General features: G+C 69.6%; 16 protein-coding genes. 10 read left to right on the top strand and 6 right to left on the bottom strand.

The genetic code is table 11. The annotated features are described in order from the left end of the window. Positions 1 to 17 precede the first annotated feature (17 nt). From HYV93_19875 to HYV93_19835, 9 genes are all read left to right on the top strand, one after another. Positions 18 to 1,031 carry an LLM class flavin-dependent oxidoreductase gene (locus HYV93_19875; protein MBI2528224.1) on the top strand — a complete coding sequence of 338 codons (1,014 nt, stop codon included), beginning with the start codon at positions 18 to 20 and terminating at the stop codon, positions 1,029 to 1,031. Positions 1,032 to 1,060: 29 nt separating this feature from the next. Continuing rightward, positions 1,061 to 1,849, top strand: a complete 789-nt coding sequence (locus HYV93_19870) for a hypothetical protein (protein ID MBI2528223.1) — start codon at positions 1,061 to 1,063, stop codon at positions 1,847 to 1,849. A gap of 63 nt (positions 1,850 to 1,912) precedes the next feature. Further along, positions 1,913 to 3,379, top strand: coding sequence for an OB-fold domain-containing protein (locus tag HYV93_19865; protein ID MBI2528222.1), 1,467 nt, complete (start codon positions 1,913 to 1,915; stop codon positions 3,377 to 3,379). Between the two features lie 2 nt (positions 3,380 to 3,381). Next, positions 3,382 to 4,551 (top strand): acetyl-CoA acetyltransferase, encoded by a 1,170-nt coding sequence (locus HYV93_19860; GenBank protein MBI2528221.1) that lies wholly within the window; start codon positions 3,382 to 3,384, stop codon positions 4,549 to 4,551. A 30-nt stretch (positions 4,552 to 4,581) separates the two neighbouring features. Continuing rightward, positions 4,582 to 6,273: a methylmalonyl-CoA mutase gene (locus tag HYV93_19855; GenBank protein ID MBI2528220.1), complete on the top strand. Its 1,692-nt coding sequence runs from the start codon at positions 4,582 to 4,584 to the stop codon at positions 6,271 to 6,273. Positions 6,274 to 6,339: 66 nt separating this feature from the next. Then, positions 6,340 to 7,176: a branched-chain amino acid ABC transporter permease gene (locus HYV93_19850; GenBank protein MBI2528219.1), complete on the top strand. Its 837-nt coding sequence runs from the start codon at positions 6,340 to 6,342 to the stop codon at positions 7,174 to 7,176. Next, positions 7,173 to 8,174 carry a branched-chain amino acid ABC transporter permease gene (locus HYV93_19845; GenBank protein MBI2528218.1) on the top strand — a complete coding sequence of 334 codons (1,002 nt, stop codon included), beginning with the start codon at positions 7,173 to 7,175 and terminating at the stop codon, positions 8,172 to 8,174. The genes HYV93_19850 and HYV93_19845 overlap by 4 nt, the downstream gene beginning before the upstream one ends. Further along, positions 8,167 to 8,877: an ABC transporter ATP-binding protein gene (locus HYV93_19840; protein MBI2528217.1), complete on the top strand. Its 711-nt coding sequence runs from the start codon at positions 8,167 to 8,169 to the stop codon at positions 8,875 to 8,877. Before HYV93_19845 ends, HYV93_19840 begins: the two co-directional genes overlap by 8 nt. A gap of 182 nt (positions 8,878 to 9,059) precedes the next feature. Further along, positions 9,060 to 10,985, top strand: coding sequence for an FAD-dependent oxidoreductase (locus tag HYV93_19835; GenBank protein MBI2528216.1), 1,926 nt, complete (start codon positions 9,060 to 9,062; stop codon positions 10,983 to 10,985). 46 nt (positions 10,986 to 11,031) lie between these two features. Here the strand turns inward: HYV93_19835 and HYV93_19830 are convergent, their stop codons facing one another. Then, the gene (locus HYV93_19830; GenBank protein ID MBI2528215.1) at positions 11,032 to 11,934 is read right to left on the bottom strand and encodes an NAD(P)-dependent oxidoreductase; all 903 of its coding nucleotides are present in this window, start codon (positions 11,932 to 11,934) and stop codon (positions 11,032 to 11,034) included. A gap of 18 nt (positions 11,935 to 11,952) precedes the next feature. After that, positions 11,953 to 15,111, bottom strand: a complete 3,159-nt coding sequence (locus HYV93_19825) for a PAS domain S-box protein (protein ID MBI2528214.1) — start codon at positions 15,109 to 15,111, stop codon at positions 11,953 to 11,955. A 327-nt stretch (positions 15,112 to 15,438) separates the two neighbouring features. On the opposite strand from HYV93_19825, the gene HYV93_19820 reads away from it, so the two are divergent. Next, a complete protein-coding gene (locus HYV93_19820; GenBank protein MBI2528213.1) occupies positions 15,439 to 15,678 on the top strand; it encodes a GGDEF domain-containing protein in 240 nt (79 codons plus the stop codon). A 223-nt stretch (positions 15,679 to 15,901) separates the two neighbouring features. Here the strand turns inward: HYV93_19820 and HYV93_19815 are convergent, their stop codons facing one another. The 4 genes from HYV93_19815 to HYV93_19800 form a co-directional block, all read right to left on the bottom strand. Further along, positions 15,902 to 16,195 carry a hypothetical protein gene (locus tag HYV93_19815; GenBank protein ID MBI2528212.1) on the bottom strand — a complete coding sequence of 98 codons (294 nt, stop codon included), beginning with the start codon at positions 16,193 to 16,195 and terminating at the stop codon, positions 15,902 to 15,904. A gap of 289 nt (positions 16,196 to 16,484) precedes the next feature. After that, positions 16,485 to 16,655, bottom strand: coding sequence for a hypothetical protein (locus HYV93_19810; protein MBI2528211.1), 171 nt, complete (start codon positions 16,653 to 16,655; stop codon positions 16,485 to 16,487). A 302-nt stretch (positions 16,656 to 16,957) separates the two neighbouring features. Next, the gene (locus HYV93_19805; protein ID MBI2528210.1) at positions 16,958 to 17,767 is read right to left on the bottom strand and encodes an SEL1-like repeat protein; all 810 of its coding nucleotides are present in this window, start codon (positions 17,765 to 17,767) and stop codon (positions 16,958 to 16,960) included. A gap of 353 nt (positions 17,768 to 18,120) precedes the next feature. After that, the gene (locus tag HYV93_19800; GenBank protein MBI2528209.1) at positions 18,121 to 18,372 is read right to left on the bottom strand and encodes a hypothetical protein; all 252 of its coding nucleotides are present in this window, start codon (positions 18,370 to 18,372) and stop codon (positions 18,121 to 18,123) included. Between the last annotated feature and the right edge of the window lie 156 nt (positions 18,373 to 18,528).

The following is an 18,528-nucleotide window of genomic DNA, read 5'->3' as shown; positions in this document are numbered from 1 at the left end:
GGAAGCAGGGGACGGTGGTGAGGTACGGGCTCTTCATCTCGTCGCAGCACGCGCCCACGGAGAACTTCGCCGCGAAGATCCGTGACCACGTGGAGCAGGTGGCCACCGCGCGCGACTGCGGCTTCGACTCCGTCTTCTTCGCCCAGCATTTCCTCGCCAACCCGTACGCCTTCCTCCACCCGCTGGCGCTCCTGGCTCGACTGGCCGGCGAAGGTCGCGGCATGGTCTTCGGCACCGGCGTGCTGATCTTGCCCCTGTACCATCCGGTGGAACTCGCCGAGCACGTCGCGACGCTCGACGCCATCTGCGACGGCAAGCTCGTGCTCGGCGTCGGCATGGGCTACCGGGACGAGGAGTTTGCGGCCTTCGGGCTCCGGAAGCGCGAGCGGGTGAGCCGGTTCGAGGAATCGCTGGCGGTGATGACGAAGCTCTGGACCGAGGAATCCGTCACGTTCCGGGGCCAGCACTTCCAGCTCGACAACGTCACGACGCGAACGCGGCCGGTCCAGAAGCCGCATCCGCCGATCTGGATCGGCGCGAAGACGGACGCCGCCGTGGAGCGAGCGGCGCGGCTGGGCGACGCCTGGGTCATGACCCCGAGCGACGAGCTCCAAGATCTCGACCGGCAGATGAAGCTCTACTGCGCCGCGCGCGTCGCGGCCGGCAAGAGCCCGGACACCGAGATCGGGATGATCGTCGAGACGTACGTGGCCCCACACCGGAAGACGGCGCTCGGCGAGGCAGAGCCCTATCTGCGCAACAAGTACTCGGCCTACGCCCTCTGGAAGCGGCGCAGCGGCGAGCACGTCGATGACTACTACAACATGGACCGGTTGATCACCGAGCGCTTCATCCTGGGCGACCCCGAGGACTGCGTCAAGGCGATCACCGAGCTCCACGCCCGGCTGGGCGTCAACCATTTCTTGTTCCGGATGCAATGGCCGGGCATGGCGCAGGCGAAGGTCTTGCGAACGATCCAGCTCATCGGCAGGGCCGTGATCCCCGCTGTCAAGTCACTGGCCGCCCGCTAGCGCGGGGATCGCGGCGGAGGAGGCGCGGGATGCGGATCTGGTATCAGAGCAGCTCCTCGATCGGGAAGAATCCGACGTTCGCCGCGTACGAGCGAGCGCTGATCAAGAACGTCACCGGGATCGGCCGCCCGGGCACGACGATCGACATCCATGGGGTCGAGCGGATGACGCCCTCGCTCGATACGTTCAAGTATTTCCGGTTCCTCAACACCAAGCAGATCATCGACAACGGCTTTCGCGCGCAGGCGGAGGGCTACGACGCGTTCGTCGTCGGCTGCTTCGGCGATCCCGCGTACTTCGAGATGAAGGGGGTCCTCGACATCCCGGTCACGTTCCTGGGCGAGAGCGCCCTGATCATCTCGGGGCTCCTCGGGGACACGTTCGGCCTGATCGGGCACTGGCGCCCGAGCCTGGCGAACATCCTCCGGAACGTCGACCAGTACGGCTACCGGGATCGCCTCGCCGGCGTCCAGAGCATCGACATCAAGCTGGAGGAGGTCGATCGCTGGTTCGCCGACCCCGCTCCCGTGATCGAGAAGTTCACGCGCGAAGCGCACGTGCTGCTCGAGCGGGGGGCTGAGGTGCTCATCCCGGCCTGCGGGTGCTTGAATCAGGTCGTCGTCGAGAGCGGGCTGAAGACCATCGACGGGGCGATCGTCCTGGACGCGGCGGCCGCCGCGGTGAAGGTCGCCGAGATGCTGGTCGACCTGGCGAGGGTGAACCGCCAGCCGGTGAGCCGTCGGGCGGCGTTCCCGCGCCCGTCGCGACAGTTGCTCGATTCCGTCCGACTGCTGTACGGAGAAGCGCCGCTCGCGTAACGAGCCGACGTGGAACCCGTGACCCGCACACGCGCGCGAGACGCGAGGAGGGAGAGAAGCGCCATGGCCGGCATCTGTGCCGTCGGATCGTACGTCCCGCGCTACCGGTTGACTGGCAAGACGCTCGCGCAGGCCTGGGGCGCGGAGAAGGGTGCGCCGAGCGCGCTCGCCGTGGCCAACTACGACGAAGATTCGATCACGATGGCGGTGGAGGCGGCGCAGGACGCGCTCGCGGCGGGCCGGATCGACTCGGCCGCGATCGATGCGCTCTATTTCGCGTCCACGACGCCTCCGTTCAGCGAGAAGCTCTGCTCCGCCGTCGTCGCCGCCGCCTGCGATCTGCGGGAGGGCGTCGCCACCGTCGACTTCTGCAACTCCGTCCGCGGCGCCAGCCTCGCGCTGCAGGCGGCTTTCGACGGATTGTCGGCGGGGCGGTTCCGGACGGTGCTCGTCGTGGCGGCGGACGCCCGTGCCGCCGAGCCCTCGTCGGCCCTCGAGCGAACCATCGGCGCGGGCGCGGGCGCTCTGGTCCTCGGCAGCGAGCAGTGCGTGCTGACGCCGGTCGGCCATCACCACGAGGATAGCTCCTTCGTCGATTTCTGGCGCCGCGACGGGGACGCCGAGATCCGCAGCGGTGACGCGCACTTCATCCAGCGCAAGGGGTACGTCGACATCATGCGGCGCGTGATCACCACGGTGCTCGAGACGAACCGGCTCACGCTCGGGGACGTGGCGCGAGTCCTCATCCCGGCGCCCGACCGCGCGAGCCTGCGGGGACTCCTGAAGGTCCTCAAGTGCGAGCGTTCGGAGGGCGCCGACCTCGTCCGCCAGATCGGATACGCGGGAACCGCGATGGCGCCCCTGTTGCTCGCGGCCGGTCTGTCAGGGCTGCGCGGGGGCGATCGGGTCCTGCTCGCGAATTACGGGGACGGGGCTGACGCGAGCGTGCTTCAGGCCACCGACGCCATCGAAGCGCACGGCCCGGAGGTGGCGCGGCGATTCACGGAACAGATGACCGGCGGGGTCGAGCTCGGCGCCTACGGACGGTTCTTGCGGTTTCGCGGCGCGCTGCCGCGCGCCGAATACCGCCCCTGGTCGTCGCTCGCGCTGTTCTGGCGGGAGGAGAAGCAGAATATCCGCTTCTGCGGCAGCCGCTGTGCCGACTGCCGGACGGTGCAGTTTCCCCGGCGTCAGACCTGCATCACGTGTGGCGGCCGGAAGCTCTGCGACCACACGCTCGGCCGCAGCGGCACGATCTACACCTACACCGTCGACCATCTCTTCCTGAACGAGAACCCTCCCTTGGCGATGGCGTGCGTCGATCTGGATGGCGGCGGGCGGTTCTACGGCCAGATGACCGACTGCGAGCCGGAGGCCGTCGCCATCGGACAGCCGGTGAGGCTGACGTTCCGTCGGCTGCACGAGGGCCTCGGGCACCACAACTACTTCTGGAAGATCCGGCCGGCCGGGGCGGACGGCGGAGCGTGGGCCGCAGGCGCGGCCGGTCGCGGCGCGGCGACGGAGGGATAGCGATGGGGCTCAAGGATCGAGTGGCGGTCATCGGGGTCGGCTGCACGCGGTTCGGCGAGAGCTTCGACCAGGGCTACTTCGAGCTGATCGTGGAGGCGGTCGACGAGGCCTGCGCGGATGCCAAGCTCGGCGTGCCGGACCTCCAGGCCGCCTGGCTCGGCACCGCCGGCCGCGGCCACTACGAGGGCGACGCCGGCACGTCGCTCAGCGATCCCTTGCGCTTCTTCCACGGGCCGGTCACGCGCGTCAGCAACTATTGCGCGTCGGGACTCGACGCCTTCCGGAACGCGTGCCTGGCCGTCGCCTCGGGTGTGCACGAGATCGTCCTCGCGGTGGGCGTGGAGAAGATGCGGGACGTCGGCCCGCGGGAGAGTCTGGTCGCGAACTCGGTCGCGAACGGTCATCCCTTCATCATCAAGGGGCGCACGGCGCCGGGATTCTTCGCCCTCTGCGCCCAGCGGTACCTTCATGAACGGAAGGCCGAGAAGAGACACCTGGCGCTCGTCTCGGTCAAGAACCATGCCAACGGCGCCATGAACCCGAAAGCGCACCTCGGTCAGCGCGTCGACCTCGACGCCGTCCTGAACGCTCCGATCGTCGCCAAGCCGCTCGGCGTGCTGGATGCCTGCCCGACGACCGATGGCGCCGCCGCGGCGATCATCACCTCGCCGGAGATCGCCCGGACGATCCGCGACGACTTCGTGCGCGTGAAGGGCATCGGACTGTCGGTGGGAAGCTTCCGCACGGTGTTCGACCCGAACTTCGACTTCCTGGGCTTCCCGCGGACGAGGGACGCCGCCGCGCAGGCCTATCGCGAGGCCGGCATCAAGGACCCGGCGGCCGAGATCGACTTCGCCGAGGTGCACGACTGCTTCACGATCACCGAGCTCCTCAACTGCGAGGACCTCCGGTTCTGTCCGCCCGGTGAGGGGTGGCGGTTCGTGGAGGAGGGGCATGCCGACCTGAAGGGCCGGTTGCCGGTCAACCCGAGTGGCGGGCTCCTCAGCTGTGGCCATCCGGTCGGCGCCACCGGCATGCGGATGATCTACGAGCTCACGACGCAACTGCAGGGCAAGGCCGGGGAACGGCAGGTGCGGAACGCGACCCTCGGCCTGGCGCACAACGTCGGCGGGCCGGGCGCGTTGAGCTGCGTCGCGATCCTCGGCCGATGATCGCAGCGGTCGCCCGCAAGGAGACGAGCCATGTACGACCGCGAGTTCTTGAAGACCCTCAAGGCTGCCCAGCAGCTCTGGGAAGCGTCGAACCCGGCGGGCGACGAGGGCGGCGAAAAGCCGTTCGCCGACCTCTCGGGCGTGCCGATCCAGCGCGTGTACAGCCCGCTTGACCTCGAGGCGCGTGGCTTCGACTACCTCGAGGACCTCGGGTTCCCCGGCGACTACCCGTACACGCGCGGGATCGACGCTGCGATGTTCCGGCGAAAGCTGTGGCTGATCCGGCAGTACGGTGGAATCGCGTCCGCCAGAGAAAGCAACAAGCTGCTCAGAGAACTCATCGCCAGCGGCCAGACCGCGGTCGGCCTGGCGTACGACCTGCCCACGCAGCTCGGCTACGACCCGGATCACCCGCGCGCCGCCGGCGAGGTCGGTCTGGCGGGGCTGACGTTGAAGTCGCTGAGGGACTGGGAGGTGCTGTTCGACGGGATCGACTTCCGGGGCGTCTTCGTGAACTCGGTCGCCAATGCCCAGGCGGCGGTGATCCTGGCGATTCACGTCGCCCTGGCACGCAAGCGCGGCCTTCCGCTGGACGGGCTCCGCGGCTCGGTCCAGAACGATATCCTCAAGGAATACATCTGTCGCGGGAACTACATCTTCCCCGTGGACGCCGCGCTCCGACTCGTGACGGACACGATCGAGTTCTGCGTGCGACAGGTGCCGCTGTACTGGCCCGTGAGCCCCTGCGGGATCCATCTCCAGGAGGCCGGCGCCAACGGCTTGCATGAAGCGGCGATCACGCTGGCGAACGCGTTCACGTATCTCGAGGCGGCCATGGGCCGCGGGCTCGCCGCCGACGATATCGCGCCGAAGTTCTCCTTCGTCACCTCGAACAATCACATCGACTTCTTCAGCGAGATCGCCAAGCTGCGAGCGATGCGCAAGATGTGGGCGCGGAAGCTCAGAACCGAGTACGGCGCGCGGCGGCCGGACTCCGTCCAGTTCCGCATCGTGACACAGCAGGGCGGCTCGACGCTCACGAAGAGCCAGCCGCTCAACAACACCGCGCGCTGCACGCTGTCGGCGTTGATCGGCGTGCTCGCCGGTGCCCAGCACATCGGCCTCCGGACGATCGACGAGGGCTTCGGGATCCCCGCCAAGGACGCCCAGGTGCTGTCGATCCGGTTGCAGCAGGTACTGGCCGAGGAGACCAACATCCCCAACACCGTGGATCCGCTCGGGGGCTCGTACTTCATCGAGTCCCTGACCAAGGATTACGAGAGCCAGATCGACGCCGAGCTGACGCGCATCCGGGCGCAGGGCGGCATGACCGCGTGCATCCAGTCCGGAGCCGTCCAGCGACAGATCCTGCAGGACGCCTATCGGCTCCAGCGGGGAATCGATCGCGGCGAGTTCGTGCGCGTGGGGGAGAACAAGTACACCGAGGCGGGCGACACGGTCGTGTTGCGGCCGCACCGGCATGACCCCGAGACCGAGGCCCAGCAGATCGCGGACCTGCACGAGCTGCGGCGGGCGCGCGATCAGGACGCCGTGCGGCGCGCGCTCGACGACCTCCGCACGGCCGCCTCGCGCGAAGCGTCCAGCGCCCACAACCTCATGTCTCCAATCCTGTCCGCGGTGGAGGCGTACGCCACGATGGGCGAGATGTGTCAGGTCCTTCGCGACGTCTTCGGCGAGTACCGGGAGCCCAGCGTGGTATGAGGGGCACCATCGTCGCGGCGTGGTGGCGGTAGCTCCGTGGTCGTCCTCCAGGGCCTGATCAACGGCGTGCTGATGGGCACCAACTACGCGTTGATGGGAATCGGCTTCAGTCTGGTCTTCGGCGTGCTCGGCATCGTGAATTTCGCCCACGGCACGTTCGTTGTGCTGACGATGTACCTCACCCTCGTGCTCTTCAACAGCGCGGGGCTCGACCCGCTCGTCGGAACCGTCGTCGTCACGCCGATGATGGTGGTGTTCAGCGTGATCGTGTACTGGGGGCTGATCGGCCGGTTCCGCATGAGGATGAACGAGACGGGCATGATGTTGCTGACGCTCGGGGTGTCCCTGTTGCTCGAAAGCGTGCTGGTGTTCATGTTCGGGACCGACATCGTATCGGTGAAGGTCCGGTACGACACGACTGCGTTCAACCTCGGCCCGGCGAGAGTCAACGTGGCGCGGCTGCTGGGCGGGGTGCTGTCCGTGGTCACCATCGCCGCGCTCTCGCTGTTCCTGCGGACGACGACCTTCGGCAAGATGATCCGCGCGTCAGCGAACGATTCGGTCGGCGCCTTGCTCGTCGGGATCGACGTCGAGCGCGTCTATCTGGGCGCGTTCGCCATCAGTGTGGCGACGGCGGCGATCGCGGGGTCGGCGCTGTCGACCTTCTCGGTGATGACGCCCTATGACGGGATGCATTTCATGCTGTACGGCTTCATCGTCGCCGTTCTCGGCACCCTGGGCAGCATCCCGGGCGCGCTGGTGGCGGGCCTCACGGTCGGGCTCCTGGAGACCTTCACGACCGTCTGGCTCGGAGCCCGGTGGACCGACGCGGTGACGTTCAGCCTGCTGATCGCGGTGCTGATCTACAGGCCGGGCGGATTGCTGCAATCGCGGGCGGCGTGAGCGGGGCCGTGGTGGGGCGACGGTGGCTGGCGGCGGGAGCGGTGCTGGCACTCGCGTCGTTGCTCCCGCTCGTTGCGTCGGATTACCTGCTGACCATCGCCACGCTGGCTCTCTACTTGGGATTCCAGGCGACCGCCTGGAATATCGGTTCGGGCTACGCAGGCCTGCTCTCCTTCGGTCACCACGGCTTCGCGGGCGTCGGCGCCTACCTCTCCGTCTTCTTGCTGATGTCCTACGGCGTGAGCCCGTGGCTGGGGATGTTCCTCGGCGGCGGGCTCTCGGCACTCCTGGGCGTATCGCTGGCGTGGATCAGCACGCGCTACCGGATGCGTGAGGTCTATTTCGTCCTGGCGACCTTTGCCCTCGCGACCGTGCTGCGTGGAATCGTCAACAACCTGCCGTTCGTCGGCAGCTCCGAGGGTCTGCTGCTGCCGGTCCGGAACGACCCCTGGCACTTCTTGTTCGTGACGCGGCCCCCCTATTACTACGTGATCCTGGTGCTGACCGCGTGCGCCCTGTACATCTCCTGGTGGATCTCGAGCGGGGCGCTCGGATTGAGGCTCGCCGCGATGCGAGAGGACCTGGAGGCGGCCGAGGCCATGGGGATCGACTCGTCGAGGATCAGCATCCTGGCCATGGGGACCAGCACCTTCGTCGCCGGCGTGGGAGGTGCGTTCTACGCGCAATACATCTACTTCGTGCGGCCGGACGTGATCTTCGACATGGCCCTGGCGATCAACGTCCTCGTCGCCGGGATCTTCGGCGGGCTGGCCACCGTCTTCGGCCCCCTGGTCGGCGCTCTGGCCCTGACGGTGATCCAGGAGCTGAGTCACCTGATGCCGATCAGTGCCAGCCAGCGGCTCGCCGCGGTGAGCCGGATGATGTACGGAGTCGTCTTTGTCATGATCATCCTCTTCCTGCCGAAAGGGATCATCAGCCTCCGGCGCCCGCGATGGTGGCGGGGCCGCCAGCGACCCGGAGCGCCGGGACGTGCTTGACGTCAGCAACCTCGCCGTGGCCTACGACGAGGTGCACGCCGTGCGCGACGTGAGCCTGCACGTCGGCAAGGCGCAGATCGTCGCCCTGATCGGCTCGAACGGCGCGGGGAAGTCGACGATCCTGAAGACGATCTCGGGACTCCTCCGCCCGAGTCTGGGCGACATCCGCTTCTGCGGCGAGTCGCTCGTTGGCGCGAGCCCGTCCGACATCGTCCGGAAAGGAATCGCGCTCGTGCCCGAGGGCCGACGGCTGTTCACGAAGATGACGGTCCGGGAAAACCTGGAGATGGGCGAGCGCATCGGCCGAGCCCGGGCGACGGGACGGGCCGGAGGCTTCGAGCAGGTGTTCGAGCTGTTCCCGATCCTCTTCGAGCGCCGGCGGCAACTGGCCGGGACGATGAGTGGCGGCGAGCAGCAGATGCTGTCGATCGCGCGGGCCTTGATGACGGCCCCGACGCTCTGCATGCTCGACGAACCGAGCCTCGGCCTGGGGCCGAAAGTCATCGCCGACATCCTCGAGGTCGTCGTCAGGCTGAGAAAGTCCGGAATGACGATCGTGATCGTCGAGCAGAACGTACAGCAGGTCCTGCAGATCGCCGATTACGGCTACGTCCTCGAGAACGCCCGAGTGGCCCTCGAGGGCGACGCGGCGCAGCTGATGGGGACCTCCTCCGTGAAGAAGGCGTATCTGGGGTTGGCATGACGGCGAGTCTCGGCTGCGACGTTGGCAGCACGTTCACGGACGGACCGAGCCAGCCGTTCGCGCCGCGCGCCATGACTTCACGTCTAGTCTCGCGCCTGCCGACGTAGACCGACGTGGCGGTGCCATCGGCATCGGGGGGAGCAGCGGCGGCTCAGCATCGCGCCCATGATGAGGCTCGACGCATGAGGGGCGGGGCCGCGCTCTGGAGCCCCATCCACATCGGCACGCTCCGGCTCCAGCACCGGCTCATCATGGCCGCCATGGGCTCGGGCTTCGCGAGCGCCGAGGGGCGCGCCACCGACCGCCTCGTCCGCTACCTCGCGCGGCGCGCCGAGGGCGGCGTCGCGCTCGTGACCACCGAGGCCACCGCGGTGGATGCCTCGGGCGCCCCCTTCCCGGTGGCGCTTCGCGCCGACGACGACGGGATGCTCGAGGGCCTGCGGCGGGTATCGGAGGCCGTGCACGCCCACGGCGTGCCCATTTCCATGCAGCTCTATCACGCCGGCCGGCAGATGAGCCTTCGCGTCTCCGGCCGCCAGCCGGTGGCACCCTCGGCCATCCCCTGCCCCATGGTCCGCGAGCTGCCGCGCGCGCTCGAGAGCCAGGAGATCCCGGCGCTCGTGGAGCGCTTCGTCGAGGCTGCGGCCCGCGCCCGGCAGGCGGGCTTCGACGCCATCGAGCTGCACGGCAGCCACGGCTATCTGATCCACCAGTTCCTCAGCCCGCTCGCCAACCAGCGCACCGATCAGTGGGGCGGCGACCTGGCCGGGCGAGCCCGCTTCGCGCTGGCCGTGGTGCGGGGGATCCGCGAGCGGCTCGGCCGCGGCTTCCCCCTCCTGTACAAGCTCTCGGCGGAGGACAGGCTGCCCGGCGGACTGACGCTCGAGGACACGCTCCACTTCAGCCGCTGGCTCCAGGAGGCCGGAGTGGACGCCCTGATCGTCTCCGCGGGAACCTACGGCTCGTTCCAGTGGATCGTCCAGCCGCTCGGCTGGCCCCAGGCCTGCCTGCGGACTCAAGCCGCCCGCTTCAGCGAGACGCTGGGCATCCCGGTGGCCGCGGTGGGCCGGATCAACGACCCGGCGGTGGCCGAGGAGGTGGTCGAGCGCGGCGAGGCCCACCTGGTCGCCATGGGGCGCGCGCTGCTCGCCGACCCCGACCTGCCCCGCAAGGCCCGTGCAGGACGGCGTGAGGATCTCCTGCGCTGCATCACGTGCAATGAGTGCCTGGCGCGGCTCATGAAGGCCGAGCCTATCCGCTGCGCCGTCAACCCCGAGATGGGGCAGGAGGCGGAGTTCCCGCCTCGGCCCGCCGCGCCACGCCGCCGCATCGTCGTGGTGGGCGGCGGCCCCGCGGGGATGCAGGCGGCCCTCGTGGCGCGCCGGCGCGGCCACGAGGTGACGCTCCTCGAGGCCGCCGGGGCGCTCGGCGGCCGGCTCAGGCTCGCCGACCGCCCCGCCTTTAAGCGCGAGGTGGGCGAGCTGGTGCCGCTCTGGACGCGCCGGCTCGCGGAGGCCGGCGTCGCGGTGAGGCTCGGCGCCCCGGCCACGCGCGAGGAGATCGCCCGACTCGCCGCGCATGTCGTGGTCGTCGCCGCAGGTGCGCGCGTCAGGCTGCCGCCGCTGCCCGGCATGGACGCCCCCCACGTGAGCACCGTCGAGCAATGCCTGGCGGGCAATGGGCGCGGAGCGGGCCCGGCCGTCGTCCTCGGAGGCGGCAGCGCAGCCTGCGAGGCGGCCTGCTACCTTCGCGAGGGCGGCTGGGAGGTGACGCTGCTGGCGCCTGGGCGCGACGTGGCCAGGGATGTGGAGCCGCAGACGCGCCGGGGCCTCACCGGAGAGCTCGGCCGTCTCGGCGTCCGCATCCTGACCGGAGCGCGCGCCGAGGCGATCGAGGCGGGGAGCGTCCGCTACACCGACGCGGCCTGCCAGCCCGCCGTCGCCCCCGCAGCGCTGGTCGTCGTGGAGGGCACGCTCATCCCAGACGACGCGCTCCAGCGCGGGCTCGAGGCCGAGGGTCTCACCGTCTTCGCCACCGGCGACAGCGTGGCCCCCGGCGATCTCGCGGCCGCAGTCCACGGGGCCACCGAGCTGGCCTTGCGGCTGTAGCCGGCCGCGCGCCCCGCGTGGCTCCCCCGCAGCCTCTTTCGGGGCGCTATCGCTCCGAGAGCCGGCGGCCGATGCGCGTCTCGATCACGTGGGTGACGGCCGAGAAGTCCTCCCGCCCCCACCCCCGCTCCGCGGCCTCGTCATACGTGCGCCCGGCTTCTGCCAGCATCGCCGCGGGCACGCCCGCGGCGCGCGCCAGCTCCAGCGCCAGCCCCGCGTCCTTGCGCATCAGCGCCAGCGTGAAGGTGGGCGAGAAGTCCCCGTCGAGGATGCGCCGGACGCGGCGCTCGAAGTAGGTGCCATAGGCCATCCCGCCCCCGTTGCGGACGATCTCGTAGAACGTCGCGGGATCGACGCCGGCCTGCACGCAGATGGCCAGCGCCTCCGCCACCGCCACCGAGGTCACCGCTGCGAGCCCGTTGTGGATGAGCTTCACCCGGTTGCCCGCGCCCGAGGGGCCGGCGTACATGTGCTGCTTGCCCATGATGGCCAGGTAGGGCGCGATCCGCGCCACCGTCGCCGCCTCCCCCCCCACGATGAAGAAGATCTGCCCGTCCACCGCCTGGGGCTGCGACCCGAGCATGGGCGTGTCCATGTGGCTGACGCCCCGGGGTCCGAGCCTCCCGCTGATCTCCACCGTGACCGCCGGGCTCACCGTGGAGCAGTCGCAGGTGACGAGGCCCGGTCGCGCCCCCGCGGAGAGGCCGGCGGCGCCCAGATAGACCTCGAGGACGATGGCGTCGTTGGGGAGACAGGTGAAGACCACGTCCGCGGCCGCCGCCACCTCGGCAGGAGAAGCGGCCAGGCGTGCCCCCGGCAGCCCGCCGCCGGCCTCGGCGGCTGCGCGACTGCTGTCGTGGACGACCAGCCCGAGACCGGCCCTGGCCAGGTTCGCCGCCATCGGCATCCCCATGGTCCCCAGCCCGATGAACCCCACTCGCTCGCTCATCGCTGCCCTCGCCACCGTCTATGGCGCCCTGTCCAGGGCCTCGCGCACCTTCTGGGCGAGTGCCTGGGGCAGGAACGGCTTCTGGAGCAGGATCATGCCCCGGTCCAGGATGCCGTGCCGGGCCATCGCGTCGGCCGTGTAACCAGACATGTACAGCACCTTCATCCCGGGCCGGAGCGGGGTGATCTCCTTCACGAGCTGGGGGCCGCTCATGTGCGGCATCACCACGTCCGTCAGCAGGAGATGAATGGGACCCTCGTGCCGTTCGGCGATCCCCAGGGCCTCGGCCGCCTCGCTCGCCGCAAGGACGGTGTATCCGCTCTGTCCCAGCACCTCGCAGGCGAGTGCCCGGACCTCGGCCTCGTCCTCCACCACGAGAACCGTCTCCGCACCCCCCCCGGCCGGCGTCGAGGCCACCGGCCCCTCCTCCGCGACCGGAGCCTCCACGCGGGGCAGGTAGATGGTGAAGGTGGTGCCACGCCCGGGCTCGCTCGACAGGGCGATGTAGCCGTCACTTTGCTTCACGATGCCGTACACGGTGGACAGGCCCAGCCCCGTCCCCTTGCCGGGCTCCTTCGTCGTGAAGAAGGGCTCGAAGACGCGCGCCTGGACCTCGGCATCCATGCCGATGCCCGTGTCGCTCACCGCAAGGGTCACGTAGGACCCCGGGCGCGCGCCCGGGTGCCGGCGCGCAGACCGGGCATCGAGCTCGACGTTGGCCGTCTCGAGGGTGAGGTGCCCGCCCTGGGGCATGGCATCACGGGCATTGACGACCAGGTTGACGAGCACCTGCTCCAGCTGCCCAGGGTCGGCGCTGACGTGGCCCAGGTCCGGACCGGGACGGACCGCGAGATCGATGTCCTCGCCGATGAGCCGCCGGAGCATCACGACCATGCCGGAGACGATGCCGTTGAGATCCAGAACCTGGGGCTCCAGCATCTGTCGCCGGCTGAAGGCCAGGAGCTGCTTGGTGAGCGAGGCCGCTCGCATCGCCGTCTGCTCGATCAGGGTGATGTCCCGGCGCACCCGTTCGTCGACCTCGGAGCGAGCCAGCAGGAGCTGACTGCGACCCAGGATCACGGTCAGGAGGTTGTTGAAATCGTGCGCCACGCCACCCGCGAGCCGCCCCACCGATTCCAGCCGCTGGAGCTGGAGCACCTGCGCCTCGCTCCCCCGGAGGGCCGCCTCGGCGTGCTTCCGCTCGATGAAGTGGCCGATCCGTTCGCACGCGGCCTGCATGGCCGCCACCACGTCGTCATCGCGCACCCGGGTCGCCTGGCTGAAGCACACGAGCACTCCCGCCGGCGCCGCCCCGTACACGGGAACGGCACACGCGCCGTGGAGGCCCACGGCCGTGGCGACAGACGCCCGGGTGAACCCGGGGTCGGCCAGAACGTCCGCGGTCCACGCCGGCTGGCCGCTGGCCCACACCCGACCCGGCAACCCCAACCCTGGCGCGAAGGAGGTGTCGCGGCTCAGCGCCAGGAACTCGCCAGGCTCGAGTCCCGGCCGATGCCAGGCGCCTTGCCAGCGCAGCACGTTCGCCTCGGGCTCCACCGTCCACAGCTCGGCGAGCTCCCAGGCCTGGCCCTCGCAGACCGCCTCGAGGAGGCCCGGCATCGCCTCCTCCAGGGTCGCCGCCTCCGCGAGAATCTGGGCCACGGCGAGCCCCATCGTTTGCGCGTGCTCCGCGCGCCTGCGCTCGGTGACGTCGCGAATCACCCCGCTCAGAAACCGCTGGCCGGCTGTCTCCCAGCTGGCCAGCTGCAGCTCCAGCGGGAATTCCGTGCCGTCCTTCCTTCTCCCCCGGAGATCGACCACCTTGCCGAGCAAGGGCGACTCGCCGGTGGCTCCCAGCCGGTCGAGACCGGCCTGGTGGGACTCGCGATGGCGCTCCGGCATCAGCAGCGTGAGTGGCCGCCCCAGCAGCTCGTCCTCCGCGTACCCGAACATCGCCTGCGCCGCAGGGTTGGAGAACACCACGATCCCGTCCCCGCTCGCGACCATGATCGCGTCGGCGGCGGACCGCGCCACCGACCGGAAGCGGGTCTCGCTCGCCTTGAGGGCGTCGATGGCCCTCTGCCGGTCTGCCGTCCGCTGCTCCAGCGCGGCGGCCATGTCGTCGAACGCGCTGGCGAGCTGGCTGAGCTCGTCCGACCCTGTCCGGGACGCGAGCCCGGTGCGCGCGGTCAGATCCCCCGCCCCCAGCCGCTGCGTCGCCCTCACGAGGGGATGCACCCGGCGCAGGATCAGCAGGTTGCCGGCGATCCACGTCGCCGCGAGAGCCAGGGCTGCCACGAGCCCGAGCCCGCGGAGATTACGTGTCAGGGCCCGGTCTGCGGCGGCGAAGACGACGGCAGTCGGGGTCCCGATGCCGATGTACACCGCTCCCGTCTGGGCATCCGTGGGAAGCCGGGTGTACGCGTACAGACGTCGAATCCCATCGAGCCCCTGCGCCTCGACAGTGCCCTCGGTCAATCCCGACAGCACGGCCCGAGTGATGGGCGCGTCCGGCACGACCCTCCCGACCCAGTCTCGCGGGTCAGGATAGCGAGCCAGGAACACCCCGTCCTCGTCGACGACGGAGAACGTCGATCCCGGCGGCAGCGAGGCCTGCTCGGCCAGGCGGTGGAGCCAGTCGAGATCCAGGACAATGGTGACGACGGCCCGGACGACGCTGGACCCTTCCACGAGGGGATAGAGGAAGATGATCGTCGGCTTGCCCGTGGTCCGGGCAATCACGAACTTGCTGGCGACGAAGGCACGAGTCCGGAGGACGCGCTGGAAATGCTCCCGGTCCGCCAGGTTGATCGGGCCGGGCAGCGGCACGGCGCTGCAAAAGATATCGCCGTTCGGCTTCGCGGCCCCGATGTTCGAGTAAGACGGGAAGTCCACGAGCATGCCGGCGAAGGTCTTCGCGCACGCCTCCGCGTCGAGACTCCTCACAGCGGGAAGCTGGGTCAGGCCGACGAGGAGATGGTGCGCCGCCTCGACCATCTGGGAGTGCTGGAGGGCAGCGAGGCGGACGATCCGGAGGGCGTCGTCCTCCGCCTGCACCGCGGCCAGGCGACGGTCTTCCCGCGCCGCGTAGAAGATGAGTCCCAGTGCCGGAACGAGGGCCAGGAGGACGAGCACCGCCAGGCGGACGCGCAGGCTGGACAGAACGCCTCGTGTCACGGCTCCCCCCAAGCCGAGCAGCGAATGGAAACCTGCCACCTGCCCTCTCGCAGGTGGGTTTCGACTCCGCCTCCGCGCCGTTGCAGCCCCGGTTGGATCGCGAACTCCGCACGTCATCCTACACGAACGGGGCCCCTCTCGCCGAGGATTACCGTGGTTGGGTGATTCGCGGCCCGCGCGGGGCCAGGACGCCGTCGCTCCAGCACGAGGACGGCCCCTTGCCCGTGTCGCGTGGCCATCGCGTCGGCGTCATCCTGGTGACGTCGATGGCGTCCGGCGGCTTCAGGGACGCCCCCACGATTGGCCTCCGTCGGAACGGGGGGCAGGATGGTGAGCAGAGGCCTCGTGGCCCAGGGGGAGGCGCTGGGGGTGCTCCATGTCGGGGCGCGCGCACAGGCGCGGGCGCCCGGGGTGGTGGACGCGACCCGCCGCCGTGCCGAGGCCGTCGCCGCCCACCTCGCGCTGGGCGTGGCCAATGTGAAGCTGCGCGACGTCCTCCGGAGCCAGTCCATCAGGGATCCGCTCACCGGTCTCTTCAACCGCCGGCACATGGAAGAGACGCTGTAGCGGGAGGTCCGCCGAGCCGTCCGCGGGAAGCTATCGCGCCAAGCGGGAGGGGCGGGACCGCATGACTGCCGCTCTGCCCGCCGAGAGGTTCATCCTCGACGGCGCGCGTTGACCTCGCGGACCATGCGTGCCTGCACTCCTTGCGCCTGTGAGGCGCCGTCACATGGGTCCGAAGGATCGGGCCGGCGCCTGACCCTTCGGACCCATCACGCGTGACGACCCGTCAGGGCGCCTGCACGTCGCCCTGGACTCGCAGAAGCACTGCGACCTTCCCGCCCGGGGTGTCCAGATACTGGGCGCTCACCTGGGTGCCAACCCGCACCTCGCTCCCCGGCGCCGTGCTCGCCATGGGGACGCTGATCTGCGTGCCGTCGTCCAGCCGCAGCATCGTCACCATGCTTCCGGCAGACTCGACGTCGGCGACCTTCCCGTCGACCCATCTCGGCTCGGCCAGTTCCCCGTCGAGCTGCGCGAGGGCGCTCGGGGTCCAGGCCACCGCGCCAACCAGCACTGCCATGAATGGGATACAGCGACGCATCGCTCGAATGTTCATCACGTGTGTGTCCTCCTTTCTGAATTGCGGGCCGCCCGGCGGCGGCTCTGAGCACGCCCTGCCTGCGGAGCAAGTCGGATGCCAGGATCGACCCGGCGGCGGTTGTTCGACCAAGAAGCGCCTGCTGGTGGAGAGTTGCAGCCACCGCGTGTCTGCGAGAGCCGTGTCACGGACGGATCAGACTGTAGAACTTTCACGATCGCGTGTAATTCGTTCCCCGCCTTCCTGCTCGCTGTCGGCGACGGTCGAGACCTCAGGCCATGCACTCTCCTTCCCGGGTCTCGACCTTGAACTCCATGTCCTCGCCGAGGTCGACGAAGTCCGCCGGCAGCGCGTCCTCCGCCGTCAAGGCTTCGAGATCGGCGAGCAGGGCTTCACCATCTATAGGTCCACACGGCGGGAGTGTGGTGCTGACCGCAGCCATTGGGGTGGCTCGCGCACCGCGGCCAGGTCCTTCTCGAACTCCGCGCGCCAGACCGGAAAGCCCAGGGCTCGGACTCGGGCGTTCTCGGGCTTCTGCAGGCTCTTGAGCTGAACGCGGACCTGCCCCCGCAGGGCGGCGGCGAGATCGGGGTTGGTCGGAAGAGGTCCGGCCGAACGACGTCCGGCAGGCTCAGGTACGGGGTCAGGGATGACCGGATGCGCGTCCGGTCCAGCCGGGCCGCGGGATCGGTGAAGATCGGCCCAAGGTAGCGCAAGGCGTGGATTCCGAGCCAGGAATATACGTCAGGGCCGCCGCCGCTTGATCGCCCTCTCGACGTCGTCCTCGTCACCTGGCTGATACGCGGCGGGGTTCTGCCTCATGGGGCCGAACAGGAAGTACAGTCCGGGAGGGCGCCTGAGCTCCTGCAAGATCCCCAGCTCGTGCTGTGAGGGGAAGGACCGTACGAACCGGAGCACATCGACCAGCTCCCCCCGCGGGAGCTTGTTGCCCCACTCCGGCATCTCGCCGATTCCGTTCAGGATGCTGCCAAGCAGTGCCGCGTCGCTCCGCTCCAGCCGCTCGCCTATGGCGAAGGAGGGCGAGCCCACGTAGGCCGCGACGCCGTTCAGGCCGTGGCACCCGGCGCAGAATGTCACGTAGAGGGCCTCACCCGGCCGTGGCTCGGCCTGCACCCGGGCGCCGCCCCGCTCGACGACCTCGCCGATGCTCCCGTACACCTGGAAGGGCGAGGCCGCGTCGGCCCCCGCGGCCACGTTCTCCCGTGCCAGGTCGAAGTATCGTTCGGCCTCGGCCAGATCCCTCGGGACCCCGGCGCCGAGATAGTGCATGACCGCCAGATTCCGCTGTGCCCGGAGGTTCCCCTGGCTCGCTGCCGCATGGAACCAGCGGTGAGCTTCGGCGCGATTCCTCGGGACCCCTTCGCCGAAGTACAGCATGAAGCCCAGCAGGTTCCGGCTCTCGGCGTCCCCGGCACGAGCGCGCGCGAGGAACTTCGCGTGGGTCATGCGGTCACGCTCGTCCTGGATGCCCAGTCGGCCGGCCAGCTCGGCACAACCGGAGAGCGCGACGGCAAGCCCCAGCAGCAGGCTCACGGCGGCACGCCCTGCGCCCCGTCGGGATCCGCTTGGGCAACCGGGCGCCGGAGCGTTGCCAGGAGCGCAGGAAGGAATCAGACCCTTATCGGAAGCCGACGACCTCCCCCGCCGGCCCTGGGCGCGCGCCACCGGGACGGGGGACCGCGTTGATCTCCACATGGCTCGGGATCCAGAGTATCAGGAGCGCGGGACGCCCACGCTGAGCGGGGGGCGTCGGCAGGGGGACGTGAGTGCACCGGCCAGGAGAACGGCCCGGGACGACGCGCAGGTCAAGGATCCCCTGCGATGAAGCGTCTCACGGGGGGCCAGGCGGTCGCGGCGCCAGGATCACTTCCCCGGCTCAGCAGCGTTTACCACGCCACTGCCCCGGTGCGCATGAGCGCGACGAGCAACCACAGGATCCCGAGCATGAACAGAGAGCAGCCGGCGGCACCGAGGGCTTGCCAGGCCAGTGGCCTTCGGGCGATGAGAGCCCACGGGCCAGCCCGGGACATCCACAGCCCCGCCGCCACTATCAGGACGGCCCCGACCAGCGTCACGAGGTAGCCGGCCATCGCGTTCCACAGGAACCGCGGATCCGACAAGACCGAGGACTCCAGCATCGAGGTCTCCTCCCGTGTCATTTCCCAAAAGCTTTCCCCCAGGCGTTTCTCAAACGATTCCACCACCCGGAGGGCCAGCGGCTGTTCTCTGTTTACGGCATTCGGAGCACTCCGTGCAAGGCCGTTTCTCGTTGACGGCGGTTTTCGAAGGCCTGG

It is taken from the genome of Candidatus Rokuibacteriota bacterium, assembly GCA_016188005.1.
Lineage (GTDB): Bacteria > Methylomirabilota > Methylomirabilia > Rokubacteriales > CSP1-6 > UBA12499.
This window is presented reverse-complemented; position numbering and strand designations above follow the sequence as displayed.

What these genes read in the sequence shown, in the direction of transcription:
- HYV93_19810 (MBI2528211.1), bottom strand. Translation starts at nt 16,655, where the DNA reads ATGGCTGCGGTCAGCACCACACTCCCGCCGTGTGGACCTATAGATGGT.
- HYV93_19835 (MBI2528216.1), top strand. Translation starts at nt 9,060, where the DNA reads ATGAGGGGCGGGGCCGCGCTCTGGAGCCCCATCCACATCGGCACGCTC.
- HYV93_19865 (MBI2528222.1), top strand. Translation starts at nt 1,913, where the DNA reads ATGGCCGGCATCTGTGCCGTCGGATCGTACGTCCCGCGCTACCGGTTG.
- HYV93_19855 (MBI2528220.1), top strand. Translation starts at nt 4,582, where the DNA reads ATGTACGACCGCGAGTTCTTGAAGACCCTCAAGGCTGCCCAGCAGCTC.
- HYV93_19820 (MBI2528213.1), top strand. Translation starts at nt 15,439, where the DNA reads ATGGTGAGCAGAGGCCTCGTGGCCCAGGGGGAGGCGCTGGGGGTGCTC.
- HYV93_19815 (MBI2528212.1), bottom strand. Translation starts at nt 16,195, where the DNA reads ATGGCAGTGCTGGTTGGCGCGGTGGCCTGGACCCCGAGCGCCCTCGCG.
- HYV93_19870 (MBI2528223.1), top strand. Translation starts at nt 1,061, where the DNA reads ATGCGGATCTGGTATCAGAGCAGCTCCTCGATCGGGAAGAATCCGACG.
- HYV93_19860 (MBI2528221.1), top strand. Translation starts at nt 3,382, where the DNA reads ATGGGGCTCAAGGATCGAGTGGCGGTCATCGGGGTCGGCTGCACGCGG.
- HYV93_19830 (MBI2528215.1), bottom strand. Translation starts at nt 11,934, where the DNA reads ATGAGCGAGCGAGTGGGGTTCATCGGGCTGGGGACCATGGGGATGCCG.
- HYV93_19800 (MBI2528209.1), bottom strand. Translation starts at nt 18,372, where the DNA reads ATGCTGGAGTCCTCGGTCTTGTCGGATCCGCGGTTCCTGTGGAACGCG.